Genomic DNA, 23,201 nt, shown 5'->3' on the forward strand with positions numbered 1-23,201 from the left:
ACCGGTCCGGTGCTGCCAGGGTCGGATGTGCCGCCCCCGGACCCCAGCGTGCGCGGCCTCGGAGGGTCTGCCGGCAACCTCACGCCGAGCGCCTGGCCCACCGAGGTCTCGGGGGTCGAGCGGGTTACCGCAGAGACTCGCGCAGACATGCCGCGGTCACCGAGTCCGTCGCGGTCACCATGCTCTGCGGGCTGCCCTCGAACATGATCCTGCCGCCCGCGCTCCCGCCGCCCGGGCCGAGGTCGATGATCCAGTCGGCGTTCTTGACCACATCGAGGTTGTGCTCGATGACGATCACGGAATTGCCGGCGTCGACGAGGCTGTCGATGATCCGTAGTAGACCGTCGATGTCGGACAAGTGCAGGCCGGTTGTTGGCTCGTCCATCACGTAGATGCCGCCCTTGCGGCCCAGCTCGGTGGCGAGCTTGATGCGTTGGCACTCGCCGCCCGAGAGGGTGTTGAGCGGCTGCCCGAGCTGCAGGTAGCCCAGGCCGACGTCGATCATCGGGGCGAGCGTGTCGGTGATCGCGTGCTCGGTGAAGAACTCCATGGCCTCGTCGACGCTGAGGTCGAGCACCTCGCTGATGTTCAGTCCACGCAGGGTGTACTCCAGTACCTCCGGGGTGAACCGCCTGCCTGCGCAGACCTCGCACGTCGTGATCATCGCGTCCATGAAGGCGAGGTCGGTGTAGATGACGCCGAGGCCCTGGCACTCCGGGCAGGCACCCGCGGAGTTGAAGCTGAACTGCGACGCGCTCGCCCCCCTGTTGGCATGAGCGAACGCACGACGGATCTCGTCCATGGCGCCCGAGTAGGTGGCCGGGTTGGAGCGACGACTGGTGCTGACCGCCGACTGATCGATCATGACCGTCGACGGGTGCTGTGCCCGGAAGCAGTTGCGGATGAGGCTGCTCTTACCGGAACCCGCCACTCCGGTGACGACAGTGAGCACTCCCGCGGGCACGTCGACGGTCACGTTCGCGAGGTTGTGCACGGCGGCGTCGGTGATGCGGAGCTGCCCGGTCGGCGTGCGTACCTCGACCTTCAGGGGCATCGGGCGGCGCAGGAACTGCCCGGTGAGGGTGTCGGCGCCGTGGAGTTCCTCCACAGATCCGGTGAAGACGATCTCGCCCCCGGCCTTTCCCGCCCGCGGGCCGACATCCACGACGTGGTCGGCGATCTCGATGACATCGCGGTCGTGCTCGACGACCAGCACGGTGTTGCCCTTGTCGCGGAGCCGGCGCATCAGGTCGGTGAGGCGGACGACGTCGTGGGGATGCAGGCCGATCGTGGGCTCGTCGAAGATGTAGAGGACCTCGACAAGCGCGCTCCCGAGATGGCGCACCATCTTGATCCGCTGTGACTCACCGCCCGACAACGTCGAGGTTTCCCGGTTGAGGCTCAAGTAGCCGAGCCCGAGCATCTGCAGGTGCCCGAGCCCGTCCACGAGGCTCTGCGCGACGGTCGCGGCCGTGGCACCACCCATCTGTTTGACCTCGTCGACGAGGTCGTTGATCTCCATCGCCGCGTACTCGGCGATATTGCGCCCGTTGACCTTGCACGCCAGCGCCTGCGCATTGAGTCGCAGCCCTTGGCAGGAGGAGCAGGTCGTCACATTCACGACTTGCTTGAGCGCCCTGCGGTTCTTGGCGCTCATCTCGTCCGGCTCTTTGCGCAGGTAGAGCCGCTCCATCTTGGGGATGATGCCCTCGTACTTCGAGTTGATCTCCCCGCCCTTCCAACCCAGCTTGATCGACGCGTCGGCGCCGTAGAGGAGCTGCATCCACTCCTGTTCGCTGTAGTCCGAGAGCTTCTTGTCGTTGTCGAACAGCCCGGAGTTCGCGTACAGCTTCCAGAACCAGCCGCCCGGGTTGAAGGCGGGATGGCGGATCGGGCCGTCGTTGAGCGACTTCCCGCGGTCGATCAGCTTGTCGATGTCGACTTCGCTGCGCCGGCCCAGGCCGTCGCAGTCCGGGCACATGCCCTGCGGATCGTTGAAGGAGAACTCGTTCGAGTACCCGACGTTGGGGCGGCCGACGCGGGAGAAGAGGAGCCGCAACAGCGCGTAGAGGTCGGTGATCGTGCCGACCGTGGATCGGGAGTTCCCGCCGATGCGCTTCTGATCGACGATGATCGCTACCGACAGGTTCTCGATGGAGTCCATGTCCGGCTGGCCGTACCGTGGCAGCCGGTTGCGCTGAAATGCCGTGAAGGTCTCGTTGAGCTGTCGCTGCGATTCCGCAGCGATCGTGTCGAACACAAGCGACGTCTTGCCCGATCCCGAGACACCGGTGAACACGACGATCTTGTGCTTCGGGATGTCCACAGAGACGTTCTTCAGGTTGTTCTCGCGGGCGCCGTCGACATGGACGTACGAATCGATCATGGGATCACCGTAGTGAGAATAGCGGTCAGCTCATGTCCGCGATTATGACCAGAGCCCGATCAAGAGTCGGCCAATCGCACTCGGAGTTTCCGGCACGGGCGGGCAACAGCGATACCGCTGAATCCGCAGACCCAAGATCGAATTCTCCGGCGACGCTGGACGATGACCACTAGCGAGCACAGAGCTGCCCCGGGCCATAGCCCGATTTTCACCGCAACGGCCACCGCCGACCCGCCCGCTCCTCGTGCGACTTGACTCGTCGCACGACCTCGACGGTATAGTTCCTTCATGGAAGTAAGTAAATCGATTTGGAGCATCATCCGATCCCTGGATCGCGCCGCACAGATCCAGCGCAGGGCCGCGGCCCGATCCACCTGGGGCCCAGTCCACCTGGGGCTGCTCAACCTGGCCGCGCAACGACCAGTCCGCCCGTCCGAGGTCACTGAGGAGTTGGACGTACCGGCACAGTCGGTCAGCCGGGCCGCTAGCGAGCTGGCGACGGCGGGCCTGATCGAGCGAGTCGGCGACGAGACGGACGGCCGCTCGTACCGCATCGCTCTGACGTCGGAGGGCGAGTCGACGGTCGACCGGTTCCGCTCCGAGCTTGCATCGGCCTTCGCCCGCCACCTTCAGGGTTGGACCGAGGACGAGATCACCGACTTCGCTGGCCGTCTCGCGGAGCTGACCACCTCGATGGCGGAGGATCTGACGACAGAGCCACGGGAACGACGGCGCAACCCATGGCGAACTCGATGACATCCGCACCCCAGCCCCGTGCCCTACCGCCGACCACCGACGTACTGGTAGTCGGCGGCGGCCTGACCGGGCTCGCCTCAGCAGCGCTACTCGGCCTCCACGGCTTAGAGGTCGCGCGGATTGATCACAGCTGGGTCGCGGCCGGGTGTCGATGGTGAGGGGCGGGCACGGGCCTGTCGATCATGAAGTTGTTGACTCTTCGTGATCGTCTGGAGGCCGCGTGCCCGCCCTGCCATCATGGTTGACCGAGCCGTTGTGGGACCAGTTCGCCGCGCTGCTGCCGCCCCGGGTCGAGTTCGATCCCACTCATCCGTGGGGCTGTCACCGCCGCCGGATCGCGGATCGGGTCGTGTTCGACAAGCTCCTGCAGGTGCTGCGGTTCGGCTGCCCGTATCAGGGCGTCTCCGACAGCACCTGCTCGGCGACCACCATCCGCGATCGCCGTGACGAGTGGATCCGGCTCGGGGTCTTCGCCCAGCTACGCCGGATCGCCCTGGACGCCTACGACCGCATCGTCGGCCTGTTGCTTGACGACGTTGCCGTCGACGGCGCCATCACCAAGGCCCCCGGCGGCGGTGAGGTCGCCGGACCGTCACCGGTTGACCGGCGTAAACAGGGCATGAAGCGATCGGTGCTCGTCGAGGGCCATGGCATCCCACTGGGCCGGGTCCTGGCCGGGGCACACCGCCACGACTCCCCGCTACTGGGCCCCACTCTCGACCACCTCGACGCTCTCGGCCCGCTGCCCGACGACATCACCGTGCACCTCGACGCCGGCTATGACTCCGGTAAGACCCGCGACACACTCACCGAACGGGGCCTGCACAGCGAGATCGCGCGCAAGGGCGAGAAAGCACCGATCCAGGCCACCCAACGCTGGCACATCGAGCGCACCAACGCCTGGCACAACAGCTTCAACCGGCTGCAGCGCTGCTACGAACGCCGCGAAACCGTCGTCGACGCGTTCTTCGACCTCGCCGACACCATCATCACACTCCGTAGCCTGATCCGGCAGGCCTGGACCACGCACCGCTGGGACAGCCGACCACACCGCCGCCCATGATCATCCATCAATCCGCGCGACCTCTTACACGTGCTCCTCGTCGAGCGACGCCCCGGTACCTCCCGTCACACGAAGGCGCGGCTGGTCAATGCGCGAACGATGGAGATCTTCCGTGCACTCGGTATCGAGGGCCAGGTTCTGGCCGCCGGCGAGCCCAATGGTGGCTTCACCGTCGCCGACACCCTCGCCGCGGAGCACGAGACCTGGATCCCCGCACCGGCTGAGGACGACACCGCCGATCTGAGCCCGTCTCCGGCATGGTCATGCGACCAGCAGCGGATCGAACCTCTCGTCCGCGACCGAGCCCACGAACTCGGCGCCGACGTCCGCTTCGCTCACACCGCGCACATCCAGAGCCAGGACGCCGACGGCGTCAACGCCGTGATCGAGGGCCACGCCGTACGAGCCCGCTACCTCATCGCCGCCGACGGTGCACACAGCCCGACCCGGACCGCCCTGAACATCGGCTGGAGCGGCGAGTCGCTCCCGGGCACTGCCGTGAGCGCACTCTTTCACGCACACCTCGAACCAGCCCTCCGAGGCCGACACACAGAGGCCCTGTTCGCCCGATCGGCCTGCGCGTTTCTCTTCGCCCGCGGCAACGCCTCTGGCCGGAGCTGGCAACTCGGCACCCATGTATCCGGCTCCGACCCGGACGACCTCGACCAGCACGTCCGCGACACGATCCGCGCCGCAAGCGGCATTCCTGACCTGCAACCGGTCATCGACGACATCGCCACCTGGCGGACCGGCGCTTACGTTGCATCGCAGCTTCGCGCCGGTCGCGCTTTCCTCGTCGGCGACGCCGCCCACGTCATGCCGTCCTACGGTGGATTCGGCGGCAACACCGGCGTCCAGGACGCGCACGCGCTCGCATGGCGACTCGCCTTCGCCTGCCGAGGGGACGACACATGGCTAGCCTCCTACGAGACCGAACGACTCCCCGTCGCACGACGAACAGTCAGCCAGGCACTCCTCCGCTCCCGCAAGACACCTGGCGCTCCGCCACCCCCGGAACAAATCGACGCCACCACCCTGGTGCTCGGGTTCCACTACGGGACCGGCGGCGTCGAGGACCCGGCGAGCCCGTCCGGTGAGCCCGGTACCCGCGCCGCCCACATCCGGCTCCGCGACGGCCGCAGCAGCCTCGACCTCTTCGACCCCACCACGTTCACGACGTTGGAGGTGCCCGCCGACATCGTCACCTCTGAGGACCTGCCACGCTGGGAACGCGTCTATCGCCAAGCCGTGACCATCCGACCGGATGGGGTTCTCGCAGCTCACCCCTCACCCGCGCCGAGCACCTCGGCGTTAAGGCAGAAGCTGTCGCTTATGCCTGGTCGCCTCGTATCGTCTTATGTCGTCTGAGCTGCCGCTTCCTGACGGCCCGTGTCAGCCAGTTTCGGATGCGCCCGGCGGTCTCGCTCCGGAAATGCTCCGCCTCCACGCGCCTAGACCGAAGCGCTATCTCCTCGATCTGGCAACGCCAGACCGCGCGGCACGTCGGGCGCAGCTGCTCGCCCGCCACCGCCGACCTTGCCAGACCTGCGCCCGGCGTGCCGTGTGGTAGTCCTCCGGGAGGTCGGATAGATGGCGCACCCCCCTCCCCGAGATCTGCCGCCCGGCGAGGGCTCGTCGTCCGTTCACGAACCAGGGGCCTGCGCCGCTTGGATGGGTCGGGAGTTGGTCAGCCCGTCGAGCCACTCGCACACCGTCAGCCCCACGTGATCAAGCAGAGATCGAAGCTGGGTCGTGATCTTGACTAGATCTGCCATATTACGCGACTTCCCGACATCGACGGGGTCGATATCCCAGTGAGCTACGTCATTACGCTTCTGCGTCAGTTCGCGCATCAGCAGTGCATCTGCAGGGATATTGTGCCAGTGGCCGGGTAAGTCAAGGAGAACCCAAAGGGCTTCGAACTGGGCAACAGCTATTGTTGTGCCGTCGGCAAGCGCAAGATCGTCACCGAATGCGGTCATTGGTCTTGCGTCACTTGCATGCTGGAAAGCTTCCACCAGAAGACCAACTCGTGCAATCAGCGTGCGAGTCGTCCGCTGATTGCATTTCTGAAAGGAGCTTGCAGCAAGCACAGCGAGAAGTGATGATGGAACATCCGATCGCTGTAGTCGCAGACTCAAGACATCATCCGATATTGCGGCCGGTAGATCGCGCATCAACTTCTCTAGGATTCCACCACAAACAACGTAGGTTAATGCTCGACTCATGGCGAACACGCCTTCTTTGTCAAACTTGTCTGGATGATTCTTGGCAATTGCTCCCAGCGCGTGAAGACGCCGCGCCTCGCGGTCGACAAGGTCAGTTGCGGCGTCGAATAGATCCTCGGTCTGCCACGTCATGGTTGGAAGATTCGCTCGGCGCGATCGAGCCGGGCGTGGAATGTCGTACGCGTGTTAGTTCCTTTCGTGCTCGCTTGGACGAGCGCTGGGTCGTCCTGCCAACCGGGACGTGGCGTGACCGGCTCCGCACCTGACCGGAGAACCCGGCCTATTACTGCAACGGCAGTTGATCAGCTCGGGGGTCGTTCGCCGCGTCGGCGGTAGTGGCAGTCGCGGGCCTGTTGTTGGCGTTCACGGCGCCAGGTCGACCAGTGCATGACGTGGTCGATGCAGGTGAGCGGGGTGAAGGCGAGCGCGGCGAGGAGACGGCGGATCTCGTTGCCCGACAGCTGAATCAATGCGCGCCGGCTGGCTGAGGATCCCCCTTTTCGGCCTCGCGTGCGTGTTCGGCGGCGCGGGTGACGGCGAGGTAGGCCGCGGTGAGCATGGCCAGGGTGATGTGGGCGTGCCAGGCTCGGTAGGAGCGGACTTGGTAGTGGTCGAGGCCGGCCTCGTTCTTCGCGGTCTGGAAGCATTCCTCAATCGCCCACCGCGCCCCGGCGACTCGAACGAGGTCGCGCAGCGGCGTGTTCGCCGGGGCGGCGCAGCGGTAGAACGCCAGCTCACGGATGGTCTTGCCCTCTGCGGGCTCGGTCTGGCGGCGCACCAGCAGCCAGTGCCCCCAACCCGCCGGGAGGCCGTCGATGGCCAGCGCAACCGCGGTCCAGTCATAGACCCGCATCCCGTGCGCGCCCGGCCCGATCGCGCGGCGCTCCCACCCGTCGTGCCCGGTGTCGAGATCACGCGCCCCGGCGATCGTGGCCAGGGCCTTGGCCGGGCGACGATTCCCGTCCGGGCTGGTGAGCATGTCGTCATTGCGGGTGGCCAACACGAACGGGATCTCCCGCTCGGTGAGCCAGTCGCGAAAGCCCGGGTTCTGCCCGTAGACCTCGTCCGCGGTCACCCACGACCCGGACGTGAGTGCCCCAGCGGCGTACGTGCGGGCCAGCATCGCCGTCCCCAGCTGCGGTTTCGTGGCGAACTCGACGTCATCGGGGACATCCGCGCGCTCGCAGCGTTCGCGGTCCTCGGTCCACGAGGTCGGCAGGTAGAGCTCCCGGTCGATCAACGCCCGCCCCCGCTTCGAGGCGTAGGCCAGGAACACACCGAGCTGACAGTTGTCGATCTTCCCGCTGGTGCCGGTGTACTGGCGCTGCACCCCGGCCGAACACAGGCCCTTCTTGATGAACCCGGTCTCGTCCACGATGAACACCCCCGACGCGGTGTCGGTGAGATGTTGCAGGACGTAGCCGCGCAGGTCGTCGCGGACCCCGTCGACGTCCCAGTCCGCGGTGCGCAGCAGCCGCTGCATCCCGTCCGGCGACATCGCCCCGGCGTGTTCGGCGAGGGTCCAGCCGTTCTTCCGCTCGAGCCCCGCGAGCAGGCCTCGCAGGTAGGTTCCGACCCGCCGGCGCGGCTCGACCCTGCGGAAACGGCCAGAGATCAGCTCCACCACCGCATCCAACGAGGCCACCCACCCGGCAAGATCAACCACGCGGTGATCATCACCGCCGAACGGCCGTCAGCCTCTCACCACACGCCGAACTGCCGTTGCAGTACTATTCCAACGAGCACGGCCTCCAGCTGATTTACCGGGGTAATGTTAGTCCGCGAGCGAAGAAATGGCTTGCCGTCGGTAACCTTAGCTAGGTGTGCAACCACCTTCGTAAAGAGTTCTCGATCGTCGGCCAGGTCGGTGTCAGCCGCTCTCTCGCCCATGTACGAGTTCAAGAACTGGGTAACTTTTCCGTCGTACGCGTCGGCACTATTCAGGTAGGCAAAGAACTTGAGGACAATCTCCTCAAATGTGGCATTGCTTTGGTTCTGCTGCTGCAGCTTTACAGTATCTCTGAAGTTCTTGTCACGACTAAGGTCGGCGACCATTGTGTTGAACGGTCCGCGATAAACGCAGCCTCGAATCTCCTGCGGAGTCAGCGCGACTGCCCCGACGTTCAGGCGTCGAAATAGCTCGAAGCGCACGTCCAAGTCGGATTTGTCCGAGAGGACCTGGACTCGCAGGTAGCGCCGCTCAAACATCAGTCGCACTGGGCGAGGTAGATCGGTGAACCCGGTTGCATTGAATACTTCAAGGGTGGATAGTGCCTGGAGCCTTAAGGGGCGGTCCGCAAACTTCAGGTCCTCGGACTCTTGGGCGTCGATTCCTAGGTAGCGCAACACCGTGCAAATCCGTTGGAGCCCATCGACGACTTCCCAGGTTCCATCGAGATTCGTGGCGACAAAGATTGGAGGAACGGGAAGCCCTAACAGAAACGACTCAATAAGGGCGCTCTGCAAGTCGTCGTTCCACCGAAACTGACGCTGGAACTCTGGCGCAATTCTGATCTCGCCCTCTTATGCCATGCGGGCAAGCTCGCGCAAGGAGAGATCAAAAAAGTCTGTGTCGACGCTTCGGCGGTGCACGTCGAGTGCTTCTTGGAGGGCAAGCGGCGATCCAGTCACGCGCAAGTCATAGCACCTCGAGGCGTCCTGAGGGTTGCAGCCCCGCGCGAGCGCTTGCGGCTGCATCAGACACAGTGCCGCGCGGCGCCGTCGGCGCCGCCTTGACGAAGCAATGGATAGTTGCGACACCGCACCGCTACCGTGACACCAGCGGCAGGTCGATCGCGGGAGGACGCTCTGACCTACGACTCTTTGGGCTGTGGCTTGGCCTGCTTGGCACGAGGGGTGCCGTGGTCGGCACGGCCGCCATGTTCGTGACGCATGTGAGGCGCCGCCCCGACCGCGACGTGCCGCGTTGGCTCCCGATGAGCTTCTTGGTGCTCAGCCTCGGCATGGTCGTCAACACCGTCGGCACGATGAGCGAGTGGTGGGCGGTATTCATCGTCGGCACTCTCACCGCCATGGGAAGCATCGTCTACCTGGTTCGACGTTCCCTACTCCTCCGTCGTAGCGGTGGGAAGCCAAAGACCGACACCGGACCGCCCGAGGTCTGAGCTGCTACAGCGCTACCTCCACCGGCAGGAAGACGCTGGCTGCGATACCTGAATCTCGCCCTCGCCGAGGCTCGACGGCCTGCCCGTCAGCTCCTCGAACGGACTTGGCCCACGGCACCTCGGTGATCTCGTGCTGCTCGAACAGGAACGACCCAACTTCGGTCAAGACCTCCATCGCGGCACGGGCAGAGTCGCGGAGCTGCTGTCAGGTGTCGTGCGGGGCCGTCACCCGGGTCGGACGCAGCTCCAGGAGCTCAGCGACGCTCATTGACCGGGGTCATCTGCCGGCCCAGGATCTCCGGCCACAGGTACGCCTCGTCGATGTTTCGGCCGGCACCTCGCCAGCTGCAGCCCCATGGACGCCACGCGAGCTGCGGCACAGCTTCGTGTCCCTGCTGCCCGACAGCGGCATGACCGTCGACCAGATCGCCCGGCTGGTCGGCCACGCGAGCAGCAGCTCGGTCACCGAACTCGTCTACCGCAAGCAGATCCGCCCCGTGATCGACGAAGGCGCCACCGCCATCAACGACCTGTTCCCCGGGGAACAGCAATAGTCAGGCAGTTGGGCAAGCAGGACCCATCGAACACACGAAACCCCTGGTCGGTTCTCTCACTACAAGGAACTGACCAGGGGTTTTGACTGTGGGCGATACTGGGATCGAACCAGTGACCTCTTCGGTGTGAAGCAATTTCCGTGAACGTCTCATGTCGGGATCGCCCTGGTGGATCCTCGTGGCGCGGTCCTAGGGCGTCCCGACGTGTCCCCGTCAGTCCGTGGCCGTTGATACTCAATTAGCTACTCAGAAGCGCGAGCTTGCCTTGCGATGACCGACGGCACTTCGTGCAGCCCCCGGACGGCGCTACACCCGCAGGGAAGGCAGCGGCGGCGGGCCCGTCGAGACACTGTCTACCCCTCCCTCGGCGGCTTGACAGGTGGGGGCGCCGCCGCGATGATGGCCCGCTGCTCGTACACTTGACCGCATAAGCGCACGAGCGAGGCAACGAGGAGAGTGTGAACTGTGGCAATCGATCAGCGCAGTGACCGGCCGGTGTTCGCACAGGTCGCCGACGTGCTCCGGCAGCGTATCCGCTCTGGCGAGCTTGGCCCCGGAGCCAAGCTGCCGAGCGAGGCCGAACTGATGTCCGAGCTGGGCGTGACCCGGCAGACGATCCGTCGAGGTCTGGCCGTCCTGCAACAGGAGGGCCTGACGGAGCCGATTCACGGCAAGGGCACCTTCGTCAGGCAGGCGCTGCCCGTACTGGCCATGCGAAACAACCGGTTCAGCCGAGCCGCCCGAGCGCAGGGCAAGGGCGCTCTTGCGGCAGAGGCTGAGGCTCTCGGGCTGGAGTGGACCTCCGAGGAGCTTGGTCCGGTCGAGACTGTCGACGTCTCGGCCGACGTTGCAGAGCTGATCGGTGAGCCCACCGCAGTCGTCAAGCGTCGTCGCATGTGGGTCGGTGGGTCCCCGACCCAACTGGCGGACTCCTACATCCCGTCCAGCCTTGACGCCGAGATCGGGTTCTCGGCGGGCGAAACGGCCCCGGGTGGCATCTACGGCTTGCTGGAGGCGAAGGGGCACGCCATCGCCGAGTTCCAAGAGGAACTGTTCGCCCGGCAGGCGTCGCCGGAGGAGGCAGTGGCGCTGCACCTGGCGTCGGGCGCTCCCGTCGTGTCGCTCGTCCGGCAGGCGCTCGACAAGGACGGCCGCGTCCTGGAGTACTTCGATTCCGTAGCAGTTGGGGACCGACACCGGTACGTGTACCGGTTCGCCGCCGAGTAGGGCACGACCCGCCAGTCTCTCCACACGGGGCCAGCTCGCCAGGTGCGAGCTGGCCCCTTTCGCATCTTGGTACTTGTACACACGAGTGCTCGTGTGCTTGAGTGTATGAGTCAGTGAGGGTCGGCACGGCGGCAGGAGATTCAGATGCGGGACCGCTCGAATCAGTTCGCGGATTGCGTTGCAGTGCTGGAGGAGGAGCAGGTGGTGGCGCTCCACGCCTACTGGGATCAGGTGCTCGATGAGGCATGGGGTGTGTCGGCTCCGGTCGTCGCGGATGGCGGCGAGCGGGCGACCGGCGTCGTTCTTGCCCTCGGGTCGCGGACGTCGGTCCGGTCGGACGTCGTGAGTGGTGAGGCGGCGTGATGCGGGTCGTGGATGCGCACCGTCGTCGGGTGCTGGACCAGGTCCGGGGCGAGTTCTGGCGCCGGTCCGGCGCCGGGGTGGCGCTGGTGGTGCTGACCGGGGTGTTCGTTGTCCTCGCGCTGGGCGCGGCTGGCCCCCTCGACGGCGTGGCCGGTGCGCTGGTGTGGGTCGCGGGCGGTGCGGCCGGGGCCGAGGCGCTGAGCAGCGCGGTCGTGGGGTGGCGGGAGTGGCGTCGTCTGCGTTCCAACGACGGCTATCTGTCGGCGGTGGTGGAGGTTGTGGCGGCGCAGGATCGGGCGGAGCTGGTCCTGCTCGGCGCCGAGGAGCCCCCGGCGGGTGTGCGGTGAGCGCCCGGTTGGCGGCTGGTGTGGAGCGCGCGGCGGCGAAGGCGGCCCAGGAGCGTCCGGTGCGGCTGGTCCGGCCCGGGTGGTGGGTCTACTCCTACGGGCCCGCGGGCGGTGCCTGGGCGGAGGTCCTCGGGATCGAGTGGCGCCCGCAGGGGCGGGTGAGGGTGAAGCTGCGTCACCTCGACGGCGGCGCCGGTGTGGTGGAGACCGAGCGGTCGGCGCCGATGTCGTACCTGACCGGGGCCACGGCCCGGCGGGTCGGAATCTGCCGGTGACGCCGGTGAAGTGGGTCCTGCGCTTCACGCGCTGACCCCGGGTGCAGGCCGGTCGAGGCCGGACGGGCGCACCCCTTTGATCCACATAGGACAGATGAAGTAGGCGCAGGAGAGGAGCGGGGCGATGGGTTGGTTGTCGAGTACGGCCAAGGGCGGGGCCCGGGTGGGGCGGGCTGCGGTGGCGCGGGAGGTCGCGGCGTCGCAGCACGCGAAGCATCACCGGCGGGGCCGTCACACGGAGGAGGCGTCGGGGCCGGTGCATTGCCGGTCCTGCGGGGTCCGGGTGCGGTCGGGCATGGGTGATGTGTGCTCGCGGCCGCGGTGCATGAAGGCGGCCGTGCGATGAGTACGGGTACGTGGGCGGAGCGTCGTCGTGAGGACCGGGCGGCGGCGGCGGAGCTGGCGCGTCGTGACGCCGACGCTGCTGCGGAGCGGGCTTTGCATGTGGAGGCGGTGCGGGCGGAGATCGCCGAGCGCCGCCGTACCGAGCGGGCCGCCCGGGATGAGGCCGCGCGGGCGGCGCGGGTCGAGCAGACCCGCCGGGCCCGGGCGGAGCGGCGGAAGCGTGCTGCGGCCCGGCGGGCGGCGGTCGGGGTGTGGGCGGCTCGGCATCGGGTGGACCTGCTGATCTATCCGCTGGCGGTGGCGTCGGCGGTGATGGCGGTCCCGGCGATGGCCGCCTACGGCGTCGCCGTCTACGGGTCCTGGACCGGCGCGGTGCTGCCGGTCCTGAGTGAGCTGGGGATGTGGGCGTTCGCCCTGGCGGTGCAGTCCCGGCGCCGGACCCACCCGGGCGCTCCGCTGTGGGCTCTCCAGGCCGGGGTGTGGGCGTTCGCCGCCGTGGCCGCGGGGCTGAACGTCGCCCACGGCCTCGACGCCGGGGCGAGTACCGGGCTGGTGATGGGTGTGGTGTCGGTGGCCGGGGTGATCGCGCACCAGTTGGTGACCGCCGGGGCCCGCCCGGCCCGCAGGGCGCGCACCGTGCGGGCGGCGGAGCGGAAGCTGCGCGCGGCTCGTCGGGCGGCGCTGCGGGCCGCGGTCGCCGAGATCGACACCGACGGCGACGCCCGCCTGGTCCACGCCCCTGGGGTCTACCGGGTGCGCCGTGACCGGCTCGGCCGTGCCCACCTGGCCCCGCACACCACCCCCGGGCTGCCCGTCGACGACGACGGCGGGGACCTGGCCGCGGAGGTGTCGGCGTGGCTGGCCGAGCAGACCCCGCCCCTGTCGAGCATCCCGGTCCCGTCCGCTGACGACCCCGCGGGCGGGACCGGGGACCAGCACGACCCGGCCGATATCGGCACCGAGGACGACCGCCCGGACGGGCACGGTGTCGCGACCCTCGACCGGCCCGCTGGGGGCCGCGACGGCGAGCACGGCCGCCGCCGACCGCGGCGTAAGGCGACCCGCCCGCGGGCCCGCTCGATGGCCGAGCTCCGCGCCGAGCTGGCCGCTGCGGTGGCGGCCGGGGAGGTCGATCCGTCCTCGGCGGAGTCGATCCGCACGGGCCTGCGCTGCGCACCGGCCAGGGCGCGGGCGCTGCGTGATGAGCACCGAACCAACCAGTCCTGACCAGCGATGATCGAGGGGAATCGACCCGTGACCAGCAACCCGCACGACACCGACCACACAGGACACGACACCGAGACGATCGGCGGTCCGGCCGCGCGGCCGGCCACCGCTCCGGGGGAGCACGGGCGCCGCCCGCCGCCACGCCCGCACCGCACCCCACCCGCCGACATCCCGACCACCGACGGCCCGGTCGAGGAGGCCGAGCCGCTGGTCGTGGACGGCGAGATCGTCGACGACCAGGCGGCCGACCACCGGCCCGCCGAGACCGTGAAGGCGCGCCCCGGGACCGCTCTGGTGCGGGTCGCTCGACAGGCCCCGGTCCGCGCCTACAGCGTGTCCCGCGCCGTCGTGGCCCACCCGACCACCAAGGCGGTGGCCAAGGGCGGGGTGCGCAACCTCTGGTACCCGCTGCTCGGCGCCGGGGTGGCCTACGGCTACTGGCGCGACGCTCACGGCGCTTCCCGCTACGAGCGCCAGATGCGCCGCGCGGAGGTCGCGGGCGATCAGGAAGGGCTGTTGGAGTGGGAGGCCCGCGACGTCGCGGAGAAGCAGCGCCGCCATGACCGGGTCATGGACTGGATCCGCCACCCCCTGGACTTGTTCAAGGCCATCGGGGCGGGGCTGCTCGGGTTCCTCGGGCTACTGCTCCTTCTCGGGGTGGTGCTCGCGTTCGGGCACCGCGACATCACCCAGGTCATCGCCCCGCTGATGGCGGTGGTCGACCTGGTCATGTGGGTGTCGTGGTTCCTCGCCGTCTACGGCGCGACCCTGCTGCTCGCCGCCACCGCCGCCGCGGTCGCGTTCCTGTGGCACCTGGGGCGGTCGCGCTGCGAGCTGCCCGCGTGGGTCGCTCCCGGCGAGCCGGAGGAGTCCCGCCGCGACGTGATCCCCGACGAGCGGGCGATCGTGAACGCGCTGCGGAACATGAACATCCCCGCGCTGAACCGCAAGTTCCGGGAGGGCTGGGCCCCGCGGTGGGTGATGCCGCCGACCCATGACGGGAAGGGCTGGCACTGCCAACTGTTGCTGCCCGAGGGCGTCACCGTGGAGATGATCAACAACAGCAAGCCGGTCCTGGCGCACAACCTGCTGCGGCTGCCGGTCGAGGTGTGGCCCACCGAGCCCCGCGACAACCCCGGTGTGATGGACCTGTGGACCGCTGATCAGGGCTCGTTGACCAAGCCGGTGGCGCCGTGGCCGCTGCTGCGGGACGGGACGGCGGACTACTTCAAGGGTGTCCCGGTCGGGGTCGACCCCCGCGGGAAGCTCGTCCTGGGTCGGTTGTTCGCGGCGAACTGGGGCGTGGCCGGGATGATGGGGTCGGGCAAGTCCACCCTGATCATCACCGCGCTGCTCGGCGCGATCCTCGACCCCCTCGTGGAGGTCGACGTCTACTGCATGGCCGTCAACGCCGACTACGACCCGCTCAAGCCCCGCCTGCGCACCCTGTTCGTCTCCGACGACCCGGAGCAGATCCCCACGGTCCTGGACGCGCTCAAGGCCCTGATGTCGGAGCTGTCCGAGCGCGGCCGCAAGTTGCAGGCCGCGGGCGAGCCGAAGCTCACCCGGGCGCTGGCCGAGGCCGACCCCACCATGCGGCCGCGCGTGGTGGTGATCGACGAGTGCCAGGAACTGTTCGTCTCCGCGGTGGGTGAGGAGGCGGCGGAGCTGGTGGAGAAGATCGTGGCCAAGGCCCGTAAGTACGGGGTCACGCTGATCTTCGCCACCCCCGTCCCGTCGGCCGATTCGCTGCCGCGGAAGGTGGCGAAGGTGCTGTCGAACCGGGCGTGCTTCGCCATCGGTGACCACCAGGGCAACGACGCGATCCTGGGCACCGGCAAGCACCGCGCCGGAATCTCGGCGACCACGCTGCGCCCGATGACCGTGGACTCCGACGGGTCGGTGGACATGGGTGACCTGGGTACGGCGATGACCAGTGGGTTCACCCCGGCCGATGGGCTGATGCGCTGCTTCTACGTCGCCCGCGGCAACGGCGTCGACGACGTCACCCCCGTCGTCGAACGAGCCCTGGGCATCCGCGCTGAGGCCGGACTCACCACCACCGGAGCGCGGACCCCGGAACCGGTCGCGGGGCGGGACCTGCTCGACGACCTCGCCCGCGTCCTCGCCGAGGCGGGGGCGAAGCGGATGCGCACCCAGGAAGCGCTCGCGTTGCTGGCCGGACTGGACCGGAGGCACTACGGGTCCTGGACCTTCGAGCGCCTGGCCGAGGAGCTGCCCGACGGAGCCAAGCCCTACAAGACCGGCGGCACCATGCAGGTCTCCACCGCGCGGGTCGCCGAGGCCATCGCCGACCGCCTCACCGCGACAGAGAGTGACGACGACGGGACCGGCGAGGGCGGCTGATCACAGGGAGTCGCTCAGGGAGGCAGGGAGTTCTCCCTCCCCGCCTCCCTGAGCCCGCCTCCCTGCCCTGATCAGCAACAACACCCCTCCAGGGAGGCCAGGGACCCACCCCGCCCCCACCAGCAACAACCACCGAAAACCGGGATCGAGCCGCACCCTCGCGCCTCCCTCCCTGTCCTTCGTCATGCCAAAAACAGGAGCAGCAATGTCGACACAGAGTGAGCACGGAGTGATGACCGACCGGTGGGGCTGGCAGCCCACCGCCCGCATGCACGACGGACTACCGACGTGGCGGTGGCGCTGCGCCCCGGCCGGGCTGGTCACCCGACGCCAGATGCGCGCCGCCGGACGAGCACCCGCAGGTGCCGCACCGGTCGGGCGGATCGAGTGCCGCCGCGGACGCCGATGGGCGCTGCTCTGGGACCCGGCCGAGCTGGGCCCCAAGCGGGTCCCGACACCCGCGCAGCGGGCCGCGCTGGGCCGGGCGTTGGCCGCCCGGCGGCGCTGCCCGTCCTGCGATCGCGACGCCGGGTACTGCATCCCCCGCTCGCTGGGCTGCTGCCTCGACTGCCACGACACCACCCACCCGACCCGCCACCACCAGGGAGACCCGCGATGAGGTTCCGCGCGCGCAAGACGTTCCGACTCGGCCCGCTGCGGGCCACGGTCAACCAGGACGGCCGCTGGTCGTTCGCCATCACGGTCGGCCCGGTCACCCACAACCTGACCCGCCGCACGACCTCGATCGACACGCCGGGCCCCGGCGGGTTCCACCACCAGCACCGCCGCCGCACCCGCCGCGACGGGGGGCAGCGGTGAACGCCGCGGACCGGGCACGGCTGGCGGGGTGGCTCGACCTCGCCGCCCGCGGCTGGGCGCTGTTCCCGGTCCTACCGAGCCGTAAGCAACCCGCCATCGCGGCGTGGGAGTCCCGCGCCACCACCAACCCGGAGATCATCGTGGACTACTTCACCACCCACCCCCACCACAACGCCGGGATCGCCTGCGGCCCCTCGGGCCTCTACGTGATCGACTGCGACACCCCCAAACCCGACCACGCCGACCAGACCCGCGACGGCTGGGACGTCCTCACCGCCCTGGCCGCCGGACGCGGCGGACTACCCGACACCTGGACCGTCACCACCCCATCCGGCGGGCGGCACCTGTACTTCCGCGCGCCGACGGCCCGGCTCGGCAACACCGCCCGCACGTTGGGACCGATGCTCGACAGCCGCGGGCACGGCGGGCAGGTACTCGCCCCCGGCAGCCGCCTCCCGAACGGCGTCTACGAACTCGCCGACGACACCGACCCACCACCCCTGCCGGGGTGGATGGTCTGGCACCTGTCCGTTCGCTCGGCTACGGCCCTCTCAGGGCCGTCTGAGCGGCCCACCACGGCGCCCACCACGGCACCGCGCGACCACGGGGCCTACGTGTCCGCGGTCGTGAGGGCGGAGTTGCGGCGGGTCGAGAAGGCCGAGAGCGGGGGGCACAACGCCGCGGTGTTCACCGCCGCCCGCGCCCTCGGCCAGCTCGTCGGCGCGGGCGCCCTCGACGAGCACCAGGCCGCCGCGGACCTGACCGCTGCGGCCGGCCACATCATCGCCGGGTCGTGCGACTGCACCACCGCCGACATCGCCGCCACCATCCGGTCCGGACTGGCCTACGGCGCCCGACGGCCCCGCCGACTCCCCACCCTGTCGAGCACCACCACCGAAGGGCGGCGGACGGCATGAGCAACACCGCGCCTCAGAGCCTGCGTGCGGTCCCGGACCTGCCCGCCGTCGCACCGGCTGTTCTGCTGGACCAGGTCGTCGCGTTCGTGTCCCGGTTCTCGGTCTTCCCCGACCGGCACACCGCGCCGATGCTGGCGCTCTGGTACGCCCACACCCACGCGATCGAGCACTTCTACACCACCCCGCGCCTCGTCCTGGATTCCGTCGAACCCGGGTCCGGGAAGACGCGTGTGCTGGAGGTGGCGCAGTTCCTCGTCCGCAAGCCGGAGATGACCATCTCGGCCACCACCGCCGCTGTCTTCCGGATGCTCTGCGACGGGCCGATCTCGCTGCTGTTCGACGAGATCGACGCCGTGTTCTCGGCCAAGAACGGCGGGAACAACGAGGACCTGCGAGGCCTGCTGAACTCCGGCTACAAGCGTTCCGCGACCGTGGCGCGCTGTGTCGGGGACGCCTCCCGGATGAAAGTCGAGCGGTTCCCGACGTTCGCCCCGGTCGCGCTCGCCGGGATCGCCGGTGCCGTACCAGTCACCATCACCTCCCGCGCCGTCACCGTCCACATGCGGCGCCGGGCTCCACACGAGCAGGTCGAGGCGTTCCGGGAGCGGCGGGTGGAGGCCGAAGCTCAGCCATTGCGTGAGCAGCTCGCGGCGTGGATGGACAGGGTCGCGGAGGAGCACCTGGCGGGGGCCGATCCGGTCATGCCCGAGCAAGTCACCGACCGCAACGCCGAGATCTGGGAACCGCTGCTCGCGATCGCCGACCTCGCCGGAGACCACTGGCCCGACACCGCACGCGCCGCCGCGGTGCACTTCGTCGGCCAGGCGACCGAGACCGGCACGTCGGTCGGGACGAGGCTGCTCGCTGATCTGCGGGCACTGTTCGTCGCCCACGAGACCGACCGGATGGCAACCAGCGACATCATCGGACGGCTCTGCACCGACGACGAATCCGGCTGGGCCGACCTGGACGGGCGCCCCCTCGACGGCCGCCGCCTCGCCAGAGAACTCAGCCGGTACGGGGTACGCCCCGGCTCGATCCGCGTCGGCGGACACGTCACCAAGGGCTACACCCTCGCCGGAGCGCTGACCGATGCGTTCACCCGCTACCTCCCCGCCCTCACCGAGGACCACCCTCCAGGAGCGGTTACATCGGTTACATCGGTTACGCCGCAGGTCAGAGGCGTAACCGATACCGCAGGTGTAACCGCTACATCGGTTACACCCACTGCCGAGCCCCCGCCCCCACCGCTGCCCGACGGCACAGCTGTAACCGATGTAGCGGTTACACCCCAATCGTCGGTTACGCCCCTGACCAGGCATGTAACCGCTGTAACCGATGTAACCGACTCTGACGGGGGTGCCTGAGCCATGCCCGAATTCACTGCCGAGACGCTGCCCGTCCGTCAGCTCTACCGCGTGTCCGAGGTGATGCTGCTGCTCTCACTCAGTCGCTCAGTGATCTACGAGCTGATCCGGTCCGGGCGGCTCGGCTCGGTTACCGAGGGCCGGACCCGCCTCATCCCGGCGACTGCGATCAGCCGCTACATCGATCTACTCACCGCCGAGGCGAAGGACGCCGACTATGGCCAGTCGGCGTAGTCGCGGGGACGGCGGACTCAGCTGGAGCGAGTCTCGCCAACGATGGATCGGGGCGGTGACGGTTGGATACACCCCCGCGGGGAAGCGGATCATGAGGCGCGCGAGCGGGCGCACGAAGACGGAGGCGATGAAGAAGCTCAAGCAGCTTCTTCGCGACTACGAAGACGGCATCGTCGTCAAGGACGCCGGGTTCACCGTGGCGCAGGCTGTGGAGGACTGGCTGACGTACGGGCTCAACGGTCGGGACCAGAGCACAGTCACGACGCGTCGGATTCTGGCCGAGCAGCATGTCGTTCCCGCGCTTGGTGCCCGCAAGCTGCGGGACCTGTCGGCCGAGGACGTCGACCGCTGGCTAGCGAGCAAGGCCCGCGAGCTGAGCACCCGCACTCTGCAGGACATCCGCTCGATCTTGCTGCGCTCGGTGAAACGCGCACAGGCCAGGGACCGAGTCCGGCGGAACGTCGTGCTGCTCTGCAGCACGCCCAAGGGCAGGAGCGGGAGGCCGTCGAAGGCACTCACCCTCGCCCAGGCACGGGCGCTGCTGGAACGCGAGGTTGCGAACACCTACGGCGCCTACACGGTGCTGGCCCTGCTGACCGGCGCGCGGACCGAGGAGCTTCGGGCCGTCGTCTGGACCGACGTTGAGTTGACCGGTGAGCCCGACGCTGACCCGCCGGTTCCCCCGCATATGAAGGTCTGGCGCTCGGTCCGAGTCGATGGCGACACGAAGACCCGGAAGTCACGCCGGACGATCGCCCTGCCGAGTCGCTGCGTCGACGTTCTCCGCGAGCAGCGCCGTCGCCAGGCCCGGCACCGGAATCAGGCCGGGGCCCGGTGGGAGGAGAACGGGCTGGTGTTCGCCTCGGAGACTGGCACCGAGCTGGACGCCGCCAACGTCCGACGAGGATTCCGCCGGGTGCTCGGCGCGCCAGAGTTGAAGGAGATCGGGCTGAACGCCGCCGAGTGGACACCGCGGGAGCTGCGCCACAGCTTCGTGTCCCTGCTCTCCGACAGCGGCATGACGGTCGACCAGATCGCCAGTCTGGTCGGACACGCGGGCGGTAGCGGGGTCACCGAGCGCGTGTACCGGAAGCAGATCCGGCCCGTCATCGACACCGGAGCCACCGCCATGAACAAGATCTTCCCGGACTCGGCCACGTAGGTACTCAGTTAGTTACTCGGGTCCCCGCGCAACAACGAAACCCCTGGTCACATCCGGCTCACTGAGCCTGTGACCAGGGGTTTTGACTGTGGGCGATACTGGGATCGAACCAGTGACCTCTTCGGTGTGAACGAAGCGCTCTCCCCCTGAGCTAATCGCCCTCAGCGGTGAAACCAACTCTACACAGCCCGTCCCCCCGCCGTTCACGGGGGTCACCGGTGGATCACCGCGGGCCCGTGACCAGCTCCGATCCGGGTACGGGCACCGGCGGGGGCGGCGGCTGGAGCAACGGCAGCAGCGGCGAGTGCAGCCACTCCCAGTGGATCCCCACCCAGCCTCCGACCGTCGCGAAGATCCCGAAAAGCCACGCGCAGACCGCCACCGTGCCGAGGATCAAGGTCATCACCAGCAGCTGCACGACACGGTTCTGGCGGCCCATCCAGGCGACCCAGCCGTCGTAGCGGACGCGGACCCAGTGCAGGAGCCGCTGGGCCCAGCTGAACTCGGCGGCGAGCACGCCCAGGCCGAGGAAGATGATCGCCCAGCCGGGACCCGGCGCGGGCAGCGCGATGATCCCGATGATGACGATCGCGGCGCCGAGGACCCCCATGGTGATGCGGTAGGTCAGGTCCAGCACCGGGCTGCGGGCCACCCCCGCCCGGAACGCACGGTAGCGGACCTTCGCCCGCCGGTACCTCCTGCGGACAGCGGTGTACCGGCGCCCGGAGGTCGTGCTCCCGGACGCCGGAGCACCGGCGTCGTTCTTCTCCGTCGTACTCAGGTCTCCACCTGCCCGGCCGCGACTACGTTGGTCGGCGCGTGGGGAGCCTCCCTTCCGCGCTCGAGCGAGACGGCGTATGTCCCGTAGCTCCCGCTGTCGGGCGATTCTACGGATACCGGTCCCGACTGACCCGCTCGCACGTCGAACGTGCCGATCGCCCGCGGAGTTCCGTCCCCGTTCAGCCCCCACAGGACATAGGTCTGGTCGGCGGGCTCGTTCGGGTCGAGCCCCATCGGCATGACCTCCCGCTGTCCGTCCTTCATCACGACGGCCGCGACCATCGGTCCTCCCGGCTCGGGGGACAGGAAGGCGTGCGGGGTCCCGGGCTGCGCGATGGCGGAGAGTACGTCGCGCATCTCCTGGGCCTGCGCGAGGCTCGCGTCGCGCTCCGCCTGCATCGACCGCATCTGCCCGACGACGACTCCCCCGCTGACGATCACCGCGAGTGCGACGGCCGCCGCGACCAGTACCCGACCGGGGCGGCGCAGCCACCCGTTCCGGGTGCGGCCGCGTCCGGGCCCCGCCGGCGGGCGTGTCGCGGCGACGGTGGGCCGCTCGGACCGCGACGGGCGCGCCCCGCCCTCGGGCGAAGCTCCGGAGGACGCGACGTCGTCGCGCAGCGCGTGGCGCGGGAGCGCCCGGTCACCGACCCGTCCGACCTGCGGGGTGTTCCGGGCCTGCTCCAGGATCGCGTCGCGCAGCGACGCGGGCGGTTCCACCTGCTGCACCGCGCCGCCGAGGACGGTGGTCGTCTCGGCCACGTCGGCGGCGAGCCGACGGCACTCGTCGCAGCCCTCGAGGTGCTGCAGCACCTCGATCTCCTCGTCGGGCTCGAGGGCGTGGAGCGCCCAGCCGACCGTCTGCTCGTTCATCGGACAGGGCCTCCCCTCGTTGTCGTTCACGACAGCCCTCCCGCCAGGTCCGCCCCGGCGTCCCCGACCACGGGGCCCAGCAGATTCCGGAGCTTGGCCACCCCGGTGAACATGCGGGACTTCACGGTGCCCAGCGGCACCCCTGTCATCGCGGCCACCTCGCGTTGCGTGTAGCCGCCGTAGTACGCCAGCGCCAGGACCTTCCGCTGGTCGGCGGGCAGCTGATCGAGCGCGTCACGCACGTGGCCCGCGACCAGCGCGCCGATGGCTCCCTCGTCGGCGCCCGGCCCGGGCGGGGCGTTCCACTCCGAGCCGTCCTCCGACGCCGGGACGGTGCGACGCCGGATGGCGCTCTCCCGGCGGACGGCGTCGACGGACTTGTGGTGCACCAGTGTCAACAGCCAGGTGCCGAACCGGCCCTTGGCGGGGTCGAAGCGCGACGGGTCGCGCCAGAAGGCCAGGAAGACCTCCTGGACGACGTCCTCGGCGAGACCCTCGTCGGCGCAGATGCGGCGCGCGAGGGAGTAGGCCTGGCGCCCGAACCGGTCGTACAGCTCGCCCAGTGCGGTCGAGTCCCCGGACACGATCCGTTGCACGAGACGCGCGTCCCCGGCGTCGTCGCGACGTGACGGATCACGGCGCGCGGCAGGCCCGGCGGCCCGCCCGTGCTCGGGGCGGTCCGGCGGATCGGCGATGCCTGCCACCAGCGTTGTCCTCACGATTGCTGTGTTCGGTGTCCGCACCCGTTCCGGTTCGGACTCCGACGAGAGTAGTCGTTCTGCGCTG

The 23,201-nt window shown here is 68.9% G+C and carries 26 protein-coding genes and 1 tRNA gene; 18 read left to right on the forward strand and 9 right to left on the reverse strand.

Features of this window, described 5'->3' with window-relative positions; genetic code table 11:
- Positions 1 to 124: 124 nt before the first annotated feature.
- Positions 125 to 2,386 carry an excinuclease ABC subunit UvrA gene (locus Ae717Ps2_RS15855; protein WP_075333556.1) on the reverse strand — a complete coding sequence of 754 codons (2,262 nt, stop codon included), beginning with the start codon at positions 2,384 to 2,386 and terminating at the stop codon, positions 125 to 127.
- Between the two features lie 288 nt (positions 2,387 to 2,674).
- Here Ae717Ps2_RS15855 and Ae717Ps2_RS15860 point away from each other — a divergent pair, with 288 nt between their 5' ends.
- The 4 genes from Ae717Ps2_RS15860 (at position 2,675) to Ae717Ps2_RS15870 (ending at position 5,573) form a co-directional block, all read left to right on the forward strand.
- Positions 2,675 to 3,142 carry a MarR family winged helix-turn-helix transcriptional regulator gene (locus tag Ae717Ps2_RS15860; RefSeq protein WP_075306993.1) on the forward strand — a complete coding sequence of 156 codons (468 nt, stop codon included), beginning with the start codon at positions 2,675 to 2,677 and terminating at the stop codon, positions 3,140 to 3,142.
- Positions 3,139 to 3,300 carry an FAD-dependent monooxygenase gene (locus tag Ae717Ps2_RS40375; RefSeq protein ID WP_143510536.1) on the forward strand — a complete coding sequence of 54 codons (162 nt, stop codon included), beginning with the start codon at positions 3,139 to 3,141 and terminating at the stop codon, positions 3,298 to 3,300. Before Ae717Ps2_RS15860 ends, Ae717Ps2_RS40375 begins: the two co-directional genes overlap by 4 nt.
- Before the next feature lie 62 nt (positions 3,301 to 3,362).
- Positions 3,363 to 4,205: an IS5 family transposase gene (locus tag Ae717Ps2_RS15865; protein ID WP_075329730.1), complete on the forward strand. Its 843-nt coding sequence runs from the start codon at positions 3,363 to 3,365 to the stop codon at positions 4,203 to 4,205.
- A gap of 30 nt (positions 4,206 to 4,235) precedes the next feature.
- Positions 4,236 to 5,573 carry an FAD-dependent monooxygenase gene (locus Ae717Ps2_RS15870; protein WP_075333557.1) on the forward strand — a complete coding sequence of 446 codons (1,338 nt, stop codon included), beginning with the start codon at positions 4,236 to 4,238 and terminating at the stop codon, positions 5,571 to 5,573.
- Positions 5,574 to 5,848: 275 nt separating this feature from the next.
- Here the strand turns inward: Ae717Ps2_RS15870 and Ae717Ps2_RS36160 are convergent, their stop codons facing one another.
- The 4 genes from Ae717Ps2_RS36160 to Ae717Ps2_RS15880 form a co-directional block, all read right to left on the reverse strand.
- A complete protein-coding gene (locus Ae717Ps2_RS36160) occupies positions 5,849 to 6,565 on the reverse strand; it encodes a hypothetical protein (protein WP_139318754.1) in 717 nt (238 codons plus the stop codon).
- A 170-nt stretch (positions 6,566 to 6,735) separates the two neighbouring features.
- Entirely contained in the window at positions 6,736 to 6,903 is a 168-nt protein-coding gene (locus tag Ae717Ps2_RS38305) for a hypothetical protein (protein WP_170917006.1), read from the reverse strand.
- Complete coding sequence (locus Ae717Ps2_RS15875; protein ID WP_075332982.1) at positions 6,900 to 8,099, reverse strand: IS701 family transposase; 1,200 nt, start codon at positions 8,097 to 8,099, stop codon at positions 6,900 to 6,902. Before Ae717Ps2_RS15875 ends, Ae717Ps2_RS38305 begins: the two co-directional genes overlap by 4 nt.
- Positions 8,100 to 8,134: 35 nt before the next feature.
- Positions 8,135 to 8,947: a DUF262 domain-containing protein gene (locus Ae717Ps2_RS15880; RefSeq protein WP_083702394.1), complete on the reverse strand. Its 813-nt coding sequence runs from the start codon at positions 8,945 to 8,947 to the stop codon at positions 8,135 to 8,137.
- Positions 8,948 to 9,294: 347 nt separating this feature from the next.
- Here Ae717Ps2_RS15880 and Ae717Ps2_RS15885 point away from each other — a divergent pair, with 347 nt between their 5' ends.
- The 14 genes from Ae717Ps2_RS15885 (at position 9,295) to xerC (ending at position 20,762) form a co-directional block, all read left to right on the forward strand.
- On the forward strand, positions 9,295 to 9,558 hold the full coding sequence (locus Ae717Ps2_RS15885) for a hypothetical protein (RefSeq protein WP_075307001.1): 264 nt from the start codon (positions 9,295 to 9,297) through the stop codon (positions 9,556 to 9,558).
- A 386-nt stretch (positions 9,559 to 9,944) separates the two neighbouring features.
- Complete coding sequence (locus Ae717Ps2_RS40380) at positions 9,945 to 10,112, forward strand: hypothetical protein (protein WP_337819515.1); 168 nt, start codon at positions 9,945 to 9,947, stop codon at positions 10,110 to 10,112.
- A 465-nt stretch (positions 10,113 to 10,577) separates the two neighbouring features.
- The gene (locus Ae717Ps2_RS15895; protein WP_075307005.1) at positions 10,578 to 11,339 is read left to right on the forward strand and encodes a GntR family transcriptional regulator; all 762 of its coding nucleotides are present in this window, start codon (positions 10,578 to 10,580) and stop codon (positions 11,337 to 11,339) included.
- A gap of 144 nt (positions 11,340 to 11,483) precedes the next feature.
- On the forward strand, positions 11,484 to 11,702 hold the full coding sequence (locus tag Ae717Ps2_RS15900) for a hypothetical protein (protein WP_075307007.1): 219 nt from the start codon (positions 11,484 to 11,486) through the stop codon (positions 11,700 to 11,702).
- Complete coding sequence (locus tag Ae717Ps2_RS15905; protein WP_143510272.1) at positions 11,702 to 12,049, forward strand: hypothetical protein; 348 nt, start codon at positions 11,702 to 11,704, stop codon at positions 12,047 to 12,049. The genes Ae717Ps2_RS15900 and Ae717Ps2_RS15905 overlap by 1 nt, the downstream gene beginning before the upstream one ends.
- A complete protein-coding gene (locus Ae717Ps2_RS15910) occupies positions 12,046 to 12,324 on the forward strand; it encodes a hypothetical protein (RefSeq protein ID WP_139318755.1) in 279 nt (92 codons plus the stop codon). The genes Ae717Ps2_RS15905 and Ae717Ps2_RS15910 overlap by 4 nt, the downstream gene beginning before the upstream one ends.
- A 342-nt stretch (positions 12,325 to 12,666) precedes the next feature.
- A complete protein-coding gene (locus Ae717Ps2_RS15915; RefSeq protein ID WP_075332867.1) occupies positions 12,667 to 13,896 on the forward strand; it encodes a hypothetical protein in 1,230 nt (409 codons plus the stop codon).
- Positions 13,897 to 13,923: 27 nt separating this feature from the next.
- The gene (locus Ae717Ps2_RS15920) at positions 13,924 to 16,263 is read left to right on the forward strand and encodes an FtsK/SpoIIIE domain-containing protein (RefSeq protein ID WP_083702230.1); all 2,340 of its coding nucleotides are present in this window, start codon (positions 13,924 to 13,926) and stop codon (positions 16,261 to 16,263) included.
- A gap of 205 nt (positions 16,264 to 16,468) precedes the next feature.
- Complete coding sequence (locus Ae717Ps2_RS15930) at positions 16,469 to 16,882, forward strand: RRQRL motif-containing zinc-binding protein (RefSeq protein ID WP_198932111.1); 414 nt, start codon at positions 16,469 to 16,471, stop codon at positions 16,880 to 16,882.
- Positions 16,879 to 17,082 carry a hypothetical protein gene (locus Ae717Ps2_RS36165; protein WP_075332868.1) on the forward strand — a complete coding sequence of 68 codons (204 nt, stop codon included), beginning with the start codon at positions 16,879 to 16,881 and terminating at the stop codon, positions 17,080 to 17,082. The genes Ae717Ps2_RS15930 and Ae717Ps2_RS36165 overlap by 4 nt, the downstream gene beginning before the upstream one ends.
- Positions 17,079 to 17,999: a bifunctional DNA primase/polymerase gene (locus Ae717Ps2_RS37345; RefSeq protein ID WP_158071436.1), complete on the forward strand. Its 921-nt coding sequence runs from the start codon at positions 17,079 to 17,081 to the stop codon at positions 17,997 to 17,999. The genes Ae717Ps2_RS36165 and Ae717Ps2_RS37345 overlap by 4 nt, the downstream gene beginning before the upstream one ends.
- A complete protein-coding gene (locus Ae717Ps2_RS15945; protein ID WP_075307021.1) occupies positions 17,996 to 19,366 on the forward strand; it encodes a DUF3631 domain-containing protein in 1,371 nt (456 codons plus the stop codon). Before Ae717Ps2_RS37345 ends, Ae717Ps2_RS15945 begins: the two co-directional genes overlap by 4 nt.
- A gap of 3 nt (positions 19,367 to 19,369) precedes the next feature.
- On the forward strand, positions 19,370 to 19,600 hold the full coding sequence (locus Ae717Ps2_RS15950) for a helix-turn-helix domain-containing protein (RefSeq protein WP_075307023.1): 231 nt from the start codon (positions 19,370 to 19,372) through the stop codon (positions 19,598 to 19,600).
- A 127-nt stretch (positions 19,601 to 19,727) separates the two neighbouring features.
- Positions 19,728 to 20,762 (forward strand): tyrosine recombinase XerC, encoded by a 1,035-nt coding sequence (gene xerC, locus Ae717Ps2_RS15955; RefSeq protein WP_233147393.1) that lies wholly within the window; start codon positions 19,728 to 19,730, stop codon positions 20,760 to 20,762.
- An 89-nt stretch (positions 20,763 to 20,851) separates the two neighbouring features.
- On the opposite strand, the gene Ae717Ps2_RS15960 is transcribed toward xerC, so the two are convergent.
- The 4 genes from Ae717Ps2_RS15960 to Ae717Ps2_RS15975 all read right to left on the reverse strand — a co-directional run bounded on the left by Ae717Ps2_RS15960 (position 20,852) and on the right by Ae717Ps2_RS15975 (position 23,119).
- Positions 20,852 to 20,923 (reverse strand) — tRNA-Val (locus tag Ae717Ps2_RS15960).
- Between the two features lie 62 nt (positions 20,924 to 20,985).
- Complete coding sequence (locus tag Ae717Ps2_RS15965) at positions 20,986 to 21,414, reverse strand: TIGR02611 family protein (RefSeq protein ID WP_233147583.1); 429 nt, start codon at positions 21,412 to 21,414, stop codon at positions 20,986 to 20,988.
- Positions 21,415 to 21,539: 125 nt separating this feature from the next.
- Positions 21,540 to 22,415, reverse strand: coding sequence for an anti-sigma factor (locus Ae717Ps2_RS15970; protein ID WP_075307027.1), 876 nt, complete (start codon positions 22,413 to 22,415; stop codon positions 21,540 to 21,542).
- Positions 22,416 to 22,441: 26 nt separating this feature from the next.
- Positions 22,442 to 23,119, reverse strand: coding sequence for an RNA polymerase sigma factor (locus tag Ae717Ps2_RS15975; protein ID WP_060711644.1), 678 nt, complete (start codon positions 23,117 to 23,119; stop codon positions 22,442 to 22,444).
- Positions 23,120 to 23,201 lie beyond the last annotated feature (82 nt).

Origin of the sequence: Pseudonocardia sp. Ae717_Ps2 (genome assembly GCF_001932475.1) — a bacterium.
Classification (GTDB): Bacteria; Actinomycetota; Actinomycetes; order Mycobacteriales; family Pseudonocardiaceae; genus Pseudonocardia.